Source organism: Streptomyces bikiniensis (assembly GCF_000716625.1).
In the GTDB taxonomy this organism is placed as follows: domain Bacteria; phylum Actinomycetota; class Actinomycetes; order Streptomycetales; family Streptomycetaceae; genus Streptomyces; species Streptomyces bikiniensis.
The window spans coordinates 1-14110 of the sequence record NZ_JNXJ01000076.1; the positions used below are offsets into that span (position 1 = coordinate 1).

Sequence of the window (14110 nt, forward strand, 5' to 3'; positions counted from 1 at the left end):
CGGAAGCTGCGGTGTTCCACCACACGCATCACCGCCCTCGTTCAAGCCGTCCTCACCCTGCATCTGGCCAGCTCAGACCGAGGATGAAAAACGCTCAGTACCTCGGGAACATGGTCCGCGAGGCCCGGCTCGCGCTCGGGCGTGAATGGACGCAGACGTATCTGGCGGCGAAGGTCTTCAGCAGCACCACTCGGATCTCCGAGATCGAGCGGGGTGAGGATCCGCCGGACCGGGACTTGGCGAAGAAACTGGAAGTGGTGCTCCAGCTCGCGCCCGACTCCTTGGTGAACCTGGTGAAGATCGTGAGCCAGCAGAGCGTCCGCGACTACGCGAAGACCTATCTGCGGCGCCAGCTCGAAGCCACCGCCATCCACGAGTTCTCCATCGTCGTGCCGGGACTGCTCCAGACCGCCGGCTACGCGCGCGGAGCGATGGAAGCCGGACTCGCGGGTGCTCCGAGCCTGATCGGTGACTACGTGCAGGGCCGCCTGGAACGACAGGCCGTCCTCGAACGGCCCGATCCGCCCTGGATGATGACCGTTCTGGACGAGGCCTGCCTACGTCGTGAAACCGGAGGCAGGCAGGCGATGCGGGAGCAGATCGAGCACCTGCTCGCCATGTGCGAGCGCCCCAACGTGAACATCCAGGTGTTTCCCATGCGCGGTGTGCCCGTAGCCGGTTCCTTCGCGCTCCTCACCCTCCCGAAGGGCGAGCGGGGCGCGTACACGGAGGGTTTCAGCACGGGCAGTTACACCGAGGATCGCACCGAGGTCCTGCAGTTTCAGCGGGTCTATGATCTGCTGCAACAGGATGCCCTGAGCGTCCGGGCGTCTCTCGAACTGATGCGTGCCATTGCGAAGGAACACGATGACTGAGACCTCTCCGAACTGGCACAAGAGCACGTACAGCGGCAACACCAACGACGCCTGCGTCGAGGTCGCCGACAACCTCCCCCTCGTCCACGTCCGGGACACCAAGGACCATGCCAAGGGCGAGCTGACCGCCACCCCGGCCGCCTGGTCCGCCTTCACCGCGTTCGCGCGGGCGCACACGGTCTGATCCCTTCCGGTCCACGGGTGCCGGCCGGTCGAAAACCCTTTGCGGCGGGCGGGGTGCGGGCGTCAGGCTCCTCGTCCATGACCAGTCACCCCCCTTCCCCCGCCTCCGTCGCGGACCTGTTCGCCGCCGACGGGCGCCTCAAGGCGATCCCACGCCGGGCCGCCCGCCGCGAGGCGCTGCTCGCGCACCTCGCCGCATCCCTCTTCGAGACCGGCCGCGACTACCGCGAGCCCGAGGTCAACGAGGCGCTGAAGGGCGTGCACGAGGACTTCCCGGCCCTGCGCCGCTACCTCGTGACCGGCGGGTTCCTCTCCCGTACGAAGGACGGCGCCGCCTACCGCCGACAGCAGCGGACCGGCACCCCGGGAGGCGCGATCCCCGCCGTCGCGTGACGGCGGGCGGTCAGGCGTCGGGCAGCAGCCGGACCATGTCGATGCCCGGTCGTACCTTGGCGATGGCGGCGAAGTCGTCGTCCACGTGCAGCAGGGTCAGCCGGTGTCGCTCGGCCGTGAGCGCGATCAGGACGTCCATCGGCGACGGCCCGCGGTGATGTCCGATCGCGAGCAGGTCCCGCTGCACGGCGATGACCTCGGGCCAAGGATCCTCCGGGGCCGGGACCCAGGTGAAGGACTGGTTCAGCATGGTGGTGAACGGCTCGTGGTCGCGGTCGGAGCGCAGCGCCCGCATGAGTTCCGCCTCGACCGGCGGGCAGAGGGAGACCTGGCCACGTGCCACACGGCTCGGCCAGGGATCGCCCACCTGCCGACGCAGGATGCGCCACACGGCCGACGTGTCGGCAAGGTAGTTCACCGGCCGGACCGCTCCTCTTCCTCCAGGAAGTCGAAGTCGAGGAAGTCCTCGGCGTTCTCCTGGAGCCACCGCAGCGCCCGGGCGCGGTCGTCCGCGCTGATCGACGCCGCTATCGTCAGCGCGCGGTTGATGGTGTCCCGCTTGGTCCTGGTGCCGAGCTGTCGCTGCGCGAAGGCGAGTGCCGCTTCGTCGATGTCGATCAGGGTCTTGGACATGAGCGCCTCCGGCAGGTCGTATATCCGGCGGCGCCCAGTATATATCGCCGCCCCCGTCACCGGCCCCGCCGCGCCCCCGAGACCAGGACGGCCGCTCCGGCCAGCCCCACGAGCGTCCCCGCCGCCAGGACCCCGCCGCGCGAGCGCCAGGAGAGGACGGAGCCGATCGAGAGGGCCGAGCCGACCGAGCCGACGCTCGCCCAGGAGCCGATCGAGGCGAACGAGTGGGCGGAGCCGACGGATCCGACGGAGAGGAAGGAGCCCACCGAGCCGATGGAGAGCATCGAACCCACGGAACCGACGGAGAGGAACGAGCCCACCGAGCCGATGGAGAGGAACGAGTCCCGGGACCAGAGGGACAGGGACGGGTTCCCCGGGCGGGAGGAGGGGTGAGAGGCCATGGGGCGATCCTAGGGACGCACCGGGAACGCCGCTCCCCGAACGCACCTCGTCACGAAAGCCCCGCCCCGAAGGCCCTTTGACCGGGTGAACGCGCCGGGTTACGTTGCCGGTACAGCCCGAAAGGCCCTGACCAGGCCGTTTCCGGGGCTGCACGTCGACCTGCGTACGGGGGAGTGGAAGCGGATGCGAGCGGAAGAAGGAAGCGTTCCGGCGACGGTGCCGGAGGGCGGCGCGGGGGAGGGCGGCACGGCGGACGCGGAGAAGCCGAACTGGTACGTGACGGGCCTGCTCGCCGCGATCGCGTGCGCCGTGCTGAGGCTCGGCGGGGTCTGGTCCTGGTGGGCCCTCCTGTGGGCCCCGCTGCTCCTGTTCGCCGTCGCGCTCGGGGCCCACGACTGGCGTCTCATGGCCCGCCACCGTCCACGCCTCGGCGCCTACGAACGGTTCGTGCTCGTCACCGCCCACCTCGGCGTCGCCGTCGCGGTCGCACGGATCGTCACCAGGTAGTGCGCCCGCGCCCCGGCCGGAGGACGGGGACGCCCGGTCACTGCGCGGCGCCCTCCTGCTGCTGGGCGTTCCGCAGGGCCTCGCGCGCCGTGTCGCGGTCGGTGGTGGCCCGGTGGGCCGCGTCCAGCAGCAGGGTGTAGAAGACGCTGTCGCGAGGGGTCTCCCACATGTGGAGGTAGATCAGCATCTGGTTGAGGACGGTGTCGTACTCGACGAGGGTCGCGGAGGCGTCCCCGGCCGCCCGCTCCCAGGTGAGCACCGTGTCCCGCTCCGCGTCGCTCAGCTTTCCCGCCCTGTGGTAGTTGGTCGCGTACTTCTCGAGCTTGCCCGCCCCGCCGCCGTACTCCACCTTCTCCCTCAGGAGGGAGTACTGGTTCTCGTTGAAGAGGTCCGACTCCTTCGCCAGCGCGTCGGCCAGGGACTTCAGCGTCGCCTTGCGGGCCCTCGCGATCTCCCCCACGGCCTCCGGGGTGGAGGTGTAGGGGGCCAGCAGCATGGCGTCCGTGGCCGCGTAGGCCCGGTGCGCCGCGACGTGGGTGAGTTCGTGGGCCATGTGCCCGAGGAGGAAGGAGGTTCCCCCGCGCGCCTGGGTGTCCACGTTGAAGGTGTAGCGCCGGTCGGGTCCCGCGCCGCTCCGGTAGGGCGGGGCCGCCGTCATGCCGAGGGACGAGATCGGCCGGATGAAGTCGACCGCATCCGCCAGCGGCAGGATCTCCTCCAGCACCCGGCGCGTGACGGCCGGCAGCAGCGGGTCGCCCCGCATCTCCTCCAGCTTTCCGACGAAGGTGCGCATGAGGGAGTCGAACCCGCCGACGGTGAGCATGCGGGCGGTGGCCTGCGCCTCGCCCGGGATGTTCAGGCGGTTCATGTGGTCGGCGAACGTCGCGTTCCGGCCGCCCGGCCCCATGAGCTTGTCCGCGTGGGCCAGCAGCTCCCGGAAGACCCGGGCGACCTCCGCGTCGGAGTCCGCCGTGCCGTCGGTCCGCGCGCGGGGGAGTTCCTTCGGCACGGTCTCCAGCAGCCCCAGTTCGGCGGCGGCCTCGCCGCGCAGCTTCTCCACCCCGGCGTACCGCGGCGACGCCTCCCTCCCCTCCATGTACGTCCGGCACAGATCGACGAGCCGGGTGAGCGCCGCCAGCTGCGCCGCCAGGTCGCGGCCGAGCGAGTTGTACTCCTCCAGGCCCCGGTCGACCTCCGTGACGGTCGACCTGCCGCGGACCTTGCCGGGGACGGACGTCTCCTCCTTGAACTCCTCGGGGGTCATCATCCGTTGGACCGACGGGGACGGGGCGGCGGGGCGCGCCTCCCGGTGGTCCGGTTCCTGCGGTACCGCCCTGTCCGGTGCCGGACGCGACATCACCCGGGTCGCGTTCGCCTCGGCCTCGCGCTCGTACCGGTCGGAGGGGTCGCTGATCCGCAGCCCGCCGCCGTCGTCGGTGCCCGCGACGGGTCCCCGGCGCTGCTGGATGACGTGGGTCAGTTCGTGGGCGAGGGTGTGCCGGTCGCCGCCGCCGTCCCCGATGACGACGTGACTGCCGGACGTGTACGCGCGGGCGCCGACCTCGGCCGCCGACGCCCTCGCGGCGCCGTCGTCGTGGACGCGGACGTCGGAGAAGTCCGCGCCGAGCCGGGCCTCCATGTCGGCGCGCGTGGCGTCGTCCAGCGGGCGCCCGGGGGTGCGCAGGACGTCGTGGACGGCGGAGCGCTGTACGGCCGCGGGCTGTTGTACGGCCGTGGACCGCTGCACGGCCGCGGACTGCTGTACGGCCGTGGACCGCTGTACGGCCGCGGACTGCTGCACGGCTGCGGACCGCTGTACGGCCTCGGACCGCTGTACGGCCTCGGGCCGTTCGGCCCCCGTCGCCCCCTGGTGGCCGCAGCCCGCCCCGTGCCGGTGCTCCTCCCGGGCCCAGGAGTGGCCGGCTCGGCGGAGCAGTTGGACGACGGCCTCGTTCCCGGCGCTCCCCTGGAGGGCGAGGAGTTCCCGGGCGCGCGCGGTCCCGGCGGTGTCGGAGGCGGTGGCGCGCGTCGGCGCGCGGCCGGTTCCGGCGGCGGGCTCTCGGGCGTTCTCGTGGGCTCGCATGGGACCTCTTCGCGCGGGGACATGGCCGTTCGTGGCACCTCGGTGCACCTCGGTACCTGGATACAAGGCGGCCGCGGCCCGTGGCCAGGTACCCGGGGGCAGCCGGGGCTGCCCGTAGGGGCAGACCCCGGTGCGTCAGGGGGCCTCCGTGCTCCGCACCGCGCTCCGGAACGTGCGCCGGTACGTGTCCGGCGGCACCCCCAGCGCGTTGTGGAAGTGGCGGCGCAGGGTCGTCGCCGTGCCCATGCCCGTGCGGGCGGCGACGAGTTCGACGCTGTCGTCCGTGGTCTCCAGGAGTTCCTGGGCCCGGTGGATGCGCTGGGTGTGCAGCCAGCGCAGCGGGGTCGTACCGGTGGTGGCGGTGAAGCGCCGGGTCAGGGTCCGGGTGCTCATGTTCATCCGGCGGGCGAGGTCGGGGACCGTCAGGGGCTCGTCGAGCCGGGCGCCCGCCCAGGCGAGGAGGTCCGCGAAGGCGTCGGCGGTCTCGGCGGACGTCGGCGCGGCGACGTACTGCGCCTGGCCGCCCGCGCGGCGGGCCGGGACCAGGAGGCGGCGGGCCAGCTCGGCGGCGACGGCGGCCCCGTGGTCGGCGCCGACCAGGTGCAGGCACAGGTCCATCCCGGCGGCCTTGCCCGCCGAGGTCAGGACGTTGCCGTCCTCGACGTAGAGGACGTCCGGTTCGACCTCGACCCGGGGGTGACGGGCCGCCAGGTCCTCGGTGTGCGCCCAGTGGGTGGTGGCGCGCCGGCCGTCCAGGACGCCCGCGGCCGCCAGGACGAACGCCCCCGTGCACAGCGACACGATCCGCGCGCCCCGCGCGTGCGCCGTGCGCACGGCCTCCAGGAGGTCGGCGGGCGGGGCGGCGTCGACGTCGGAGCAGGACGGGACGATCACGGTGTCCGCGGCGGCGAGGGCGTCGAGGCCGTGCGGGGCGTCGATCCGGAGCCAGCCGCCGACCCGGGCGGCGGCGGTGTCCCGCGCCGCGCAGACCTTGAAGTCGTACCAGCGCCCGGTGATCCCCCGGTCCACACCGAACACCTCGCAGGCCGCCGCGGTCTCGAAGAGCATCGTCCCGTCGTGGACCGCCAGCGCCACAGAAGTCATGCGGGGAGTGTACGGAGCGGGGACCCGTGCCTCGGAGCCGCTGTACGGAGCCGGAGCCCGGGCCCGGAGGTGCCGTACGGAGCCGGGGCTCCGGAACCGCTGCATGGAGCCGGGGAGCCGTATGCCCGTGTACGGGCCCGGGCCCAGGCCCGTACACGGACCCAGGCCGAGGAGCCGTACTCCCGTGCCCCCGTCGCCCGCCCCCTCCCTCGTACGCCCAAGGGGCCGATCCCGTACGCCCACGGGACCGACCTCGTACGCCCAAGGGGCCGACCCCATACGCCCACGGGACCGACCTCGTACGCCCAAGGGGCCGACCCCATACGCCCACGGGACCGACCCCGTACGCCCAAGAGGCCGACCCCGTACGCCTCCCCGCCCCCTCAGCCCTCCGCCGCCCTGAACCCCCGCAGCCGCAGGCTGTTGCCGACCACGAAGACCGACGAGAAGGCCATGGCCGCGCCCGCGATCATCGGGTTGAGCAGGCCGGCCGCGGCGAGCGGCAGCGCCGCCACGTTGTAGGCGAAGGCCCAGAAGAGGTTCGAGCGGATCGTGCCGAGGGTCCGGCGGGAGAGCCGGATCGCGTCGGCCGCCGCCCGCAGGTCCCCCCGTACGAGGGTCAGGTCGCCGGCCTCGATGGCGGCGTCCGTGCCCGTGCCCATCGCCAGGCCCAGGTCGGCCTGGGCGAGCGCGGCGGCGTCGTTCACGCCGTCGCCGACCATGGCGACCGAACGGCCCTCCTCCTGGAGGCTCATGACGACGTCGACCTTGTCCTGCGGCATGACCTCCGCGATCACCTCGTCGATGCCGACCTCGTCGGCGACCGCCTCCGCGACCGCCCGGTTGTCGCCGGTGAGCAGGATCGGGGTGAGGCCGAGCCCGCGCAGCCGCCGGATCGCCTCGGCGCTGGTGTCCTTGACGGCGTCCGCGACCTCCAGGACCGCGCGCGCCTCCCCGTCCCAGGCGACCGTGACGGCGGTCCGCCCCGCCGCCTCGGCCGCGCCCTTCGCCGCCTTGAGGCCGGCCGGGAGGGTCATCGCCCACTCCTCCAGGAGCTTCTCGCGGCCGACGAGGACCGCGTGGCCCTCGACCACGCCCTGCACGCCGAGGCCGGGGACGTTCGCGAAGTCCTCGGGCACGGGCAGGGTGCCGACCCGGTCGGCCGCGCCGGTGGCGACCGCCCGGGCGATCGGGTGCTCGGAGGAGTGCTCCAGGGCGCCCGCGAGCCGCAGCGCGTCCTTCTCGTCCACGTCGTCGGCGGTGTGGACCGCGAGGAGGGTCATCCGGCCGGTGGTGACGGTGCCGGTCTTGTCCAGGACGATCGTGTCGACCCGGCGGGTGGTCTCCAGGACCTCGGGGCCCTTGATGAGGATGCCGAGCTGCGCGCCGCGCCCGGTCCCGACCATGAGGGCGGTGGGGGTGGCCAGCCCCAGGGCGCACGGGCAGGCGATGATCAGGACGGCGACGGCGGCGGTGAACGCGGCGGTGAGGCCCTGCCCGCTGCCGAGCCAGAAGCCGAGGGTGCCGAGGGCGAGCGCGATGACGACCGGCACGAAGACGGCCGAGATGCGGTCGGCGAGGCGCTGGGCGGCGGCCTTGCCGTTCTGCGCGTCCTCGACCAGCTTCGCCATCCGGGCGAGCTGGGTGTCGGAGCCGACGCGGGTGGCCTCGACCACGAGCCGGCCGCCGGCGTTCAGGGTGGCGCCGGTGACGGCGTCCCCGACGCCGACCTCGACCGGGACGGACTCGCCGGTGAGCATGGAGGCGTCCACGGCGGACGAGCCCTCGACCACGGTGCCGTCGGTGGCGATCTTCTCGCCGGGGCGGACCAGGAAGCGGTCCCCGACCCGGAGCCCGGCGGTCGGTACGGTGACCTCCCGGCCGTCCTTCAGGACGGTGACCTCCTTGGCGCCCAGCCGCATCAGGGCCTTGAGGGCGGCGCCCGCCTTCCGCTTGGAGCGGGCCTCGAAGTACCGGCCGGCCAGGATGAAGGCGGTGACGCCCGCGGCGGCCTCCAGGTAGATGTTCCCGGCGCCGTCGGTGCGGGCGATCGTGAACTCGAAGGGGTGCGTCATGCCGGGCGTGCCGGCGGTGCCGAAGAACAGCGCCCACAGCGACCACAGGAACGCGGCACCCGTACCGACCGAGATCAGGGTGTCCATGGTGGCCGCGCCGTGCTTGGCGTTGGTCCAGGCGGCCCTGTGGAAGGGCCAGGCGGCGTAGACGACGACCGGCGCGGCGAGCGTGAGGCTCAGCCACTGCCAGTACTCGAACTGCAGGGCCGGGACCATGGCCATCGCGATGACGGGGACGGCGAGGACGACGGCGGTGACGAGCCGCTGCCGGAGGGGCCGCAGCTCCTCGTCGGCCCGCTCCTCCTCGGCCCGCTCCTCGTCGGCGTCGTGGGCGTCGGCGGCCCCGTCCCCCGGGGGTTCGGGTTCGGCGGCGGTGTAGCCGGTGGCCTCGACGGTGGCGATGAGGTCGGCGACGCCGACGCCCGCGTCGAAGGTGACCTTCGCCTTCTCGGTGGCGTAGTTGACGGTGGCCTCGACCCCGTCCATGCGGTTGAGCTTCTTCTCGATGCGGGCCGCGCACGAGGCGCAGGTCATGCCGCCGATGGCGAGCTCGACCTGAGCCGTGCCGGATGTCGTCGTTGCCATGGGCTCTGCTCCTCGTGGGGTACGGGGTGGACGAGGTGTACGGGTCCGGGGCCGGGGTCCGGGCGGGGCGGCCCCGGCGGCCGGAGCGGGCGGTGGACCGGGGCCGGTCAGACGCGGCCGGTCAGCTCGTAGCCGCGTCGTCGACGGCCGCGGCGATCGCGGCGTCGTCGGGCGCGGCGCCGGTGGTCACGGTCACCAGGCCGCCGGCGACGGCCGTACCGCCCGCACCATCGGTGCCGTCCGTGCCGTCCGTGCCGGTCGAACAGCCGTGGTCGGGGGTGCAGCAGGAGCCCATGACTTCCTCCTCCGTCTCTGTCGTTCTCTGTCGCGGGATACCCTAGGGGGGTACCTTCCCATGCCTCCATGTATACCCCCCGCCCGTATCAGGGGCAAGCGGATCACGGGTTTGATTTAATACCCCCCAGGGGTATGGTGAAGTGTATCGGGCGGTTCCTTGCGTACCCGTCCGCGCCACCCACGGACGACCTATGGGAGAGCAGCCATGAACACCGGTGTGAAGATCGCCGCCTTTGCCGCCGTGCTCGCCGCGACCTTCGGGGCCGCGTACGGGGTCGGTGCGGCCGTCGGCCCCTTCGACGCTCCCGCGAAGGCCCCGGCGGTCGACGGACCCGCGGTCCCCGGGGGCGAGGGGGGCACGGTCCACGAGGGTGGAGGGCACGCGGGCCACGAGGGTGGAGGGCACGCGGGACACGGAGGCTGAGGCGCGGACGGCGGTCCCCGCGGTACGGGCGGCCGGTTCCGGGGTAGCCGTTTCCGCAGATGGTGAGGCCGAGCACGGTGCGGGCGGCCGCGAGCACGGCTAGGCTGGTCATTGGACTAGACCTATAGCCGTCATTCATGGAGGAATGGGCTTCGATGAGCAACCGTGCAGTCCTTGAGGTGATCGCCCTCGACGAGCAGGACGCGGTCGCCGCCCAGACCGGCGGCGCCGACCGGCTCGAACTCGTCACCGACATGGCGGCGGACGGGCTCACCCCGTCCGGGGCCGGGTTCGCCGCGATCCGCGCCGCCGTCGACATCCCGCTGCGCGTGATGCTCCGGCTCACCGACGGTTTCTCGGCGGGCGGCCCCGAGGGCGTCGACGCCCTCGTGACGCGCGCCGCCGACCTCCGGGAGGCGGGCGCGGACGAGTTCGTCCTCGGCTTCCTCACCCCCGACGGCGAACCGGACCTGGTCGCCGTCGAGCGGCTGATCGCCGTCCTCGACGGCTGCCGCTGGACCTTCCACCGGGCGATCGACCGCGCCGCCGACCGCGACGGCCTGCGCAAGGGCCTCGCGGACCTGCCCGGCCTCGACACCTACCTCACGGCCGGCTCCGCCACCGGCGTCGACGACGGCCTCGCCACCCTCAAGGCCGAGGCCGCCCGGGCGGGCGAGCCCGGCTACGAGGCCCGCATCCTCGTCGGCGGCGGCCTCCGCCTCGACCACCTCCCCGAACTGCGCGCGGCCGGCCTCGACGCCTTCCACATCGGCGGCGCGGCCCGTCCCGAGGGCTGGACGGCCCCGGTCTCGGCCGACGCGGTCCGCACGTGGCGCGAGGCGGTGGACGCGCCCCTGGGGTCCTGACGGACGGGGCCCGACGGGCCGGGGCGCGACCGTAAACCCCCGGCCCGGCCCAACTCGGCCCGGCCCAGCCCAACCCGTCCCGGCACCGGAAACGCGCGGGAAAAACCCATCGCCCCCGCCGCACGCGGACGACTAGCCTCGCCCGCATGTCCGCCTCCCACGCCGCCTCCCCCGCCGTCGGCACCGCCCTCGTCCGGCGTCTGGTCGCCGCGCAGTTCCCCGCGTGGGCGCACCTGCCCGTGCGGGCCGTGGACTCGGCGGGGACGGACAACGCCATGTTCCGGCTCGGGGACGACCTCGCCGTACGCCTGCCGAAGGCCGAGTGGGCCGAGGGGCAGGCCGAGAAGGAGCGGTACTGGCTGCCGCGCCTCGCCCCGCACCTGACGCTCCCCGTCCCCGAGCCCGTCGGACACGGCGTACCGGGGGAGGGCTTCGGCCGGCCCTGGACGGTGTACCGGTGGCTCGACGGGGACGACGCGTACAACGCCCCGATCACCGATCCCGCCCACGCCGCCGTCGAGCTGGGCCGCTTCGGCGTCTCCCTGCGCGCGGTGGACGCGACCGGCGGCCCGAGGTCCTTCCGGGGCGGCCCGGTCACCGGCTGGGAGGAGGGCGCCATGCTCCCGGCGATCGCGGCCCTCGGCGGGGACGGCACGCTCGACGCCGCCGCTGTCACGGAAGCCTGGGAAGCGGTGCTCCGCCTCCCGCAATGGCGGGGCGCACCCGTCTGGGTCCACGCCGACCTGCTCCCCGGCAACCTCCTCACCCGCGACGGACGCCTGCACGCCGTCATCGACTTCGGCGGCCTCGGCACGGGCGACCCGGCCTGCGACATGATGGCCGCCTGGTCGCTCCTCACCGCCGACACCCGCCCCCTCTTCCGCGAGGCCTCCCGCGTGGACGACGCCACCTGGGCCCGGGGCCGCGGCTGGGCCCTGTGCTGGGGCGTCGTCACCGAGGCGTACTACCGGGAGAAGAACCCGGTCCTGGCGACGGTCGCCCGCCGCACCCGGACCGAGGCCCTGGCGGACTTCCCCTAGCGGACGGTCACGCCTCCCCCAACTGCTCCGGAACGGGAGCGGAGTGAACCACCGTCAGGCCCGACACGGCACGCGTCAGCGCCACGTACAGGCGACGCAGGCCCGTCCGCCCGTCGGGTTCGCCGTCGACGACCGCCGCCGGCTCGTCCAGGACCACGTAGTCGTACTCCAGACCCTTCGCGAGCGACGCCGGGACCAGGGTCAGACGGGACTCGGCCGTCGTCTCCTCGCCGGGCGAGAGGTGCGCGAGGCCCGCCTCCGCCAGCGCCTCCGCGAGCGGCGCGATCCGCGCGTCGGCGGCGATCAGACCGATCGAGCCCTCGTGCCCCAGCGCCTCGACGCAGGCCGCGACCACGGCGGCGTCCAGGTCCTCCGCGCGACTGTGCCGGATCTCCAGCGACCCCGGGTTCTCCCGCACCGACTCCACCGGCGCGAGCCCCGGCGACATGTGCGGAAGCAGCCGCGAGGCGTACGCGATGACCTCGCGCGGCACGCGGAAGCCGGCCGTCAGCTCCTCGACCACCGCCTCCGGCTTCCCCAGGTGCCCGAGCGCCTGCGCCCAGCTCTCCGTCGCCCACGGCGTGGTCCCCTGCGCCAGGTCGCCGAGGACGGTGGCCGAACCGGTCGTGCAGCGCCGCCCCACCGCCCGGTACTGCATGGGGGACAGGTCCTGCGCCTCGTCCAGGACCACGTGCCCGAGCGAGTGCGTCCGCTCCACCAGGTCCTTCGCCTCGTCCACGAGCACCGCGTCCGCCGCCGACCACTTCGCCGTCCTCACGCTCCGGCCCGGCTTCTCCCACAGCAGCAGCTTCTGCTCGTCCTCCGTCAGCACCCCCTCGGCGTGCTCCGCCAGGAACTCCGCGTCGCTCAGCAGCCGCAGCACCAGCTTCGCCGGGTCCACCGGCGGCCAGCACTCCTTCACGACCGCCTTCACCGCCGCGTTGCGCGCCACCGCGTTCTGCACCCGGTCGTCCGGCGCCTCGCCCGCCTGCTCCATCCGTACGAGCACGGCGTGCGCGATCCGCTGCGGAAGCGCCTCGCGGGCCGCCCCGTACCGGATGTCCCGGTCCAGCAGCTCCCGCACGATCTCCTCGATCTCGTACGCCGGGACCCGCCAGCGGCGCGAGCCGCGCACCACCATCAGGGACTCCTCCGGCAGCCTCACGTGCGAGCGGACCGCCCGCCGCAGCACCTCCGCCATCCGGGCGTCGCCCTTCACGACCGCCGTCGCCGCCGCGTCCGTCCCGCGCACCTCGACGTGCGCCACGAGATCGTCCACCGTCGCCTGCTTGACCTCCAACTCTCCGAGCGCGGGAAGGACCTGCTCGATGTACTGGAGGAAGGAGCGGTTCGGCCCGACGACCAGGGTCCCGGTGCGGGCCAGCCGCTCCCGGTGCGCGTAGAGGAGGTACGCGACGCGGTGCAGGCCCACGGCCGTCTTGCCGGTCCCGGGCCCTCCCTGCACGCACACCGACCCCGACAGGTCGGACCGGACGATCTCGTCCTGCTCGGGCTGGATCGTCGCCACGATGTCCCGCATGGGACCCACGCGCGGCCGCTCGATCTCCGCCTGGAGCAGCCGGCTCGTGCGCTCCAGCTCCTCCGGGTCGGACAGGTGCTCGTCCTCGTACGCCGTGAGCTCGCCGCCCGTGTAGCCGAAGCGGCGCCGCAGCCCCACGTCCTGCGTGTCCTTGCGCGAGGCCCGGTAGAACGGCTGCGACACCGGGGCGCGCCAGTCGATCACCATCGGATCGCCGTCGGCGTCGTGCACGTGCCGCCGCCCGATGTAGAACCGCTGCCCCTCCTGCGCGGTGTGCAGGTAGTCGAGCCGCCCGAAGAAGAGCGGTGTCCCGGCCAGGTCGGCCAGCGCCTTGATCCGGTCCTCGATCTGCCGCTCCAGGACGACCGCGTTCACCCAGTTCGCGGTGACGTCCTTGATGTCGAGCGCCTGCACGTCCTCGCGCATCGCGCGCAGGGCGGCGCGGGAGGCGGCCAGATGGGCGCGCTCGCGCGCGAGCGGATCGTCGGCGGACGACGGCTGGTCGACTTCGGGTACGGACACGGACACGACGGAGCCTCCGGGGCGGATGCGCGGACACGGCGAAGTGGCCGCCGGTTTCCGACCGGGCGGCGGCTCTCCACGGGGGAGGCGGGGAAGCTGGCGAGTGTAGACCCTGGGGGCGGGAGGCGGCGAATGGATTCCGCCCGTCTCCATCCCGTAGGGGACGAGGTCGCTCTCACGTCGGACCCCCGGCCCGTCCCGGACGGGACCTCAGACCGATGTGTTCGCAATGTCCGGATTCCATGATGGAAACATGTCCGCGACGACCTTCACCCTCGTGACCACCGCCCCCCGCCTCCACCGCGTGGGCCTCGCCCTCCGCGCGATACGCGCCTTCGGCGGCGCCGCGGCCGGAGTCGTCCTGCTCGGCGACTACGGCCCGCCGGAGGCGGGGGTGCGAGACCCCCGCCCGAGGTACGCGCCCGAGCGCACGTCCACCTGAGTACGGGCCCCGCCCGGCTGAGTACGGCGACGCCTGACGCGCCCCGGCGCCCCTTGATGTGATCGGCCCATGACGACGCCGACGCCGACGCACCCCGCAGCCGACCTCCCCGCCCCCACCGACCTCCCCGCCCCCACCG

At 73.6% G+C, this 14110-nt stretch carries 16 protein-coding genes and 1 pseudogene; 9 read left to right on the forward strand and 8 right to left on the reverse strand.

Going from position 1 to position 14110, the window contains the following annotated elements; genetic code table 11:
* From OO47_RS36675 to OO47_RS32120, 4 genes and pseudogenes are all read left to right on the forward strand, one after another.
* Nucleotides 1-87, forward strand: a pseudogene (locus OO47_RS36675) (IS5/IS1182 family transposase); the annotation flags it as partial.
* Between the two features lie 23 nt (nt 88-110).
* On the forward strand, nt 111-875 hold the full coding sequence (locus tag OO47_RS32110) for a helix-turn-helix domain-containing protein (RefSeq protein WP_234323378.1): 765 nt from the start codon (nt 111-113) through the stop codon (nt 873-875).
* Nucleotides 868-1059, forward strand: a complete 192-nt coding sequence (locus OO47_RS32115; protein WP_030222707.1) for a DUF397 domain-containing protein — start codon at nt 868-870, stop codon at nt 1057-1059. Before OO47_RS32110 ends, OO47_RS32115 begins: the two co-directional genes overlap by 8 nt.
* A 77-nt stretch (nt 1060-1136) precedes the next feature.
* On the forward strand, nt 1137-1451 hold the full coding sequence (locus OO47_RS32120; protein ID WP_030222712.1) for a DUF2087 domain-containing protein: 315 nt from the start codon (nt 1137-1139) through the stop codon (nt 1449-1451).
* A gap of 10 nt (nt 1452-1461) precedes the next feature.
* On the opposite strand, the gene OO47_RS32125 is transcribed toward OO47_RS32120, so the two are convergent.
* The 3 genes from OO47_RS32125 to OO47_RS32135 are packed head-to-tail and all read right to left on the reverse strand — an operon-like array spanning nt 1462 to nt 2485.
* Nucleotides 1462-1869: a PIN domain nuclease gene (locus OO47_RS32125; protein ID WP_030222715.1), complete on the reverse strand. Its 408-nt coding sequence runs from the start codon at nt 1867-1869 to the stop codon at nt 1462-1464.
* Entirely contained in the window at nt 1866-2084 is a 219-nt protein-coding gene (locus OO47_RS32130; protein WP_030222718.1) for a type II toxin-antitoxin system VapB family antitoxin, read from the reverse strand. The genes OO47_RS32125 and OO47_RS32130 overlap by 4 nt, the downstream gene beginning before the upstream one ends.
* Before the next feature lie 56 nt (nt 2085-2140).
* A complete protein-coding gene (locus tag OO47_RS32135; protein ID WP_030222721.1) occupies nt 2141-2485 on the reverse strand; it encodes a hypothetical protein in 345 nt (114 codons plus the stop codon).
* Nucleotides 2486-2669: 184 nt separating this feature from the next.
* Between OO47_RS32135 and OO47_RS32140 the strand changes: the two genes are divergently transcribed.
* Nucleotides 2670-2993, forward strand: coding sequence for a hypothetical protein (locus tag OO47_RS32140; RefSeq protein ID WP_158708740.1), 324 nt, complete (start codon nt 2670-2672; stop codon nt 2991-2993).
* A 37-nt stretch (nt 2994-3030) separates the two neighbouring features.
* Here the strand turns inward: OO47_RS32140 and OO47_RS38295 are convergent, their stop codons facing one another.
* The 4 genes from OO47_RS38295 to OO47_RS36685 all read right to left on the reverse strand — a co-directional run bounded on the left by OO47_RS38295 (nt 3031) and on the right by OO47_RS36685 (nt 9135).
* Nucleotides 3031-5076, reverse strand: coding sequence for an eCIS core domain-containing protein (locus OO47_RS38295; RefSeq protein ID WP_063831964.1), 2046 nt, complete (start codon nt 5074-5076; stop codon nt 3031-3033).
* A 135-nt stretch (nt 5077-5211) separates the two neighbouring features.
* Nucleotides 5212-6180, reverse strand: a complete 969-nt coding sequence (locus tag OO47_RS32150; RefSeq protein WP_030222730.1) for a GlxA family transcriptional regulator — start codon at nt 6178-6180, stop codon at nt 5212-5214.
* A gap of 383 nt (nt 6181-6563) precedes the next feature.
* Nucleotides 6564-8840, reverse strand: coding sequence for a heavy metal translocating P-type ATPase (locus OO47_RS32155; RefSeq protein ID WP_030222732.1), 2277 nt, complete (start codon nt 8838-8840; stop codon nt 6564-6566).
* 121 nt (nt 8841-8961) lie between these two features.
* Nucleotides 8962-9135: a hypothetical protein gene (locus OO47_RS36685; RefSeq protein WP_234323377.1), complete on the reverse strand. Its 174-nt coding sequence runs from the start codon at nt 9133-9135 to the stop codon at nt 8962-8964.
* Nucleotides 9136-9342: 207 nt separating this feature from the next.
* Here OO47_RS36685 and OO47_RS32160 point away from each other — a divergent pair, with 207 nt between their 5' ends.
* The 3 genes from OO47_RS32160 to OO47_RS32170 all read left to right on the forward strand — a co-directional run bounded on the left by OO47_RS32160 (nt 9343) and on the right by OO47_RS32170 (nt 11467).
* A complete protein-coding gene (locus OO47_RS32160; RefSeq protein WP_030222735.1) occupies nt 9343-9561 on the forward strand; it encodes a hypothetical protein in 219 nt (72 codons plus the stop codon).
* Nucleotides 9562-9716: 155 nt separating this feature from the next.
* Nucleotides 9717-10427 (forward strand): copper homeostasis protein CutC, encoded by a 711-nt coding sequence (locus OO47_RS32165; RefSeq protein WP_030222738.1) that lies wholly within the window; start codon nt 9717-9719, stop codon nt 10425-10427.
* Between the two features lie 146 nt (nt 10428-10573).
* The gene (locus tag OO47_RS32170) at nt 10574-11467 is read left to right on the forward strand and encodes an aminoglycoside phosphotransferase family protein (RefSeq protein WP_030222740.1); all 894 of its coding nucleotides are present in this window, start codon (nt 10574-10576) and stop codon (nt 11465-11467) included.
* A gap of 7 nt (nt 11468-11474) precedes the next feature.
* On the opposite strand, the gene OO47_RS32175 is transcribed toward OO47_RS32170, so the two are convergent.
* Entirely contained in the window at nt 11475-13433 is a 1959-nt protein-coding gene (locus OO47_RS32175) for a HelD family protein (protein WP_234323379.1), read from the reverse strand.
* Between the two features lie 349 nt (nt 13434-13782).
* Here OO47_RS32175 and OO47_RS32180 point away from each other — a divergent pair, with 349 nt between their 5' ends.
* Nucleotides 13783-13971 (forward strand): hypothetical protein, encoded by a 189-nt coding sequence (locus OO47_RS32180; protein ID WP_030222743.1) that lies wholly within the window; start codon nt 13783-13785, stop codon nt 13969-13971.
* The last annotated feature ends 139 nt before the right edge of the window (nt 13972-14110 follow it).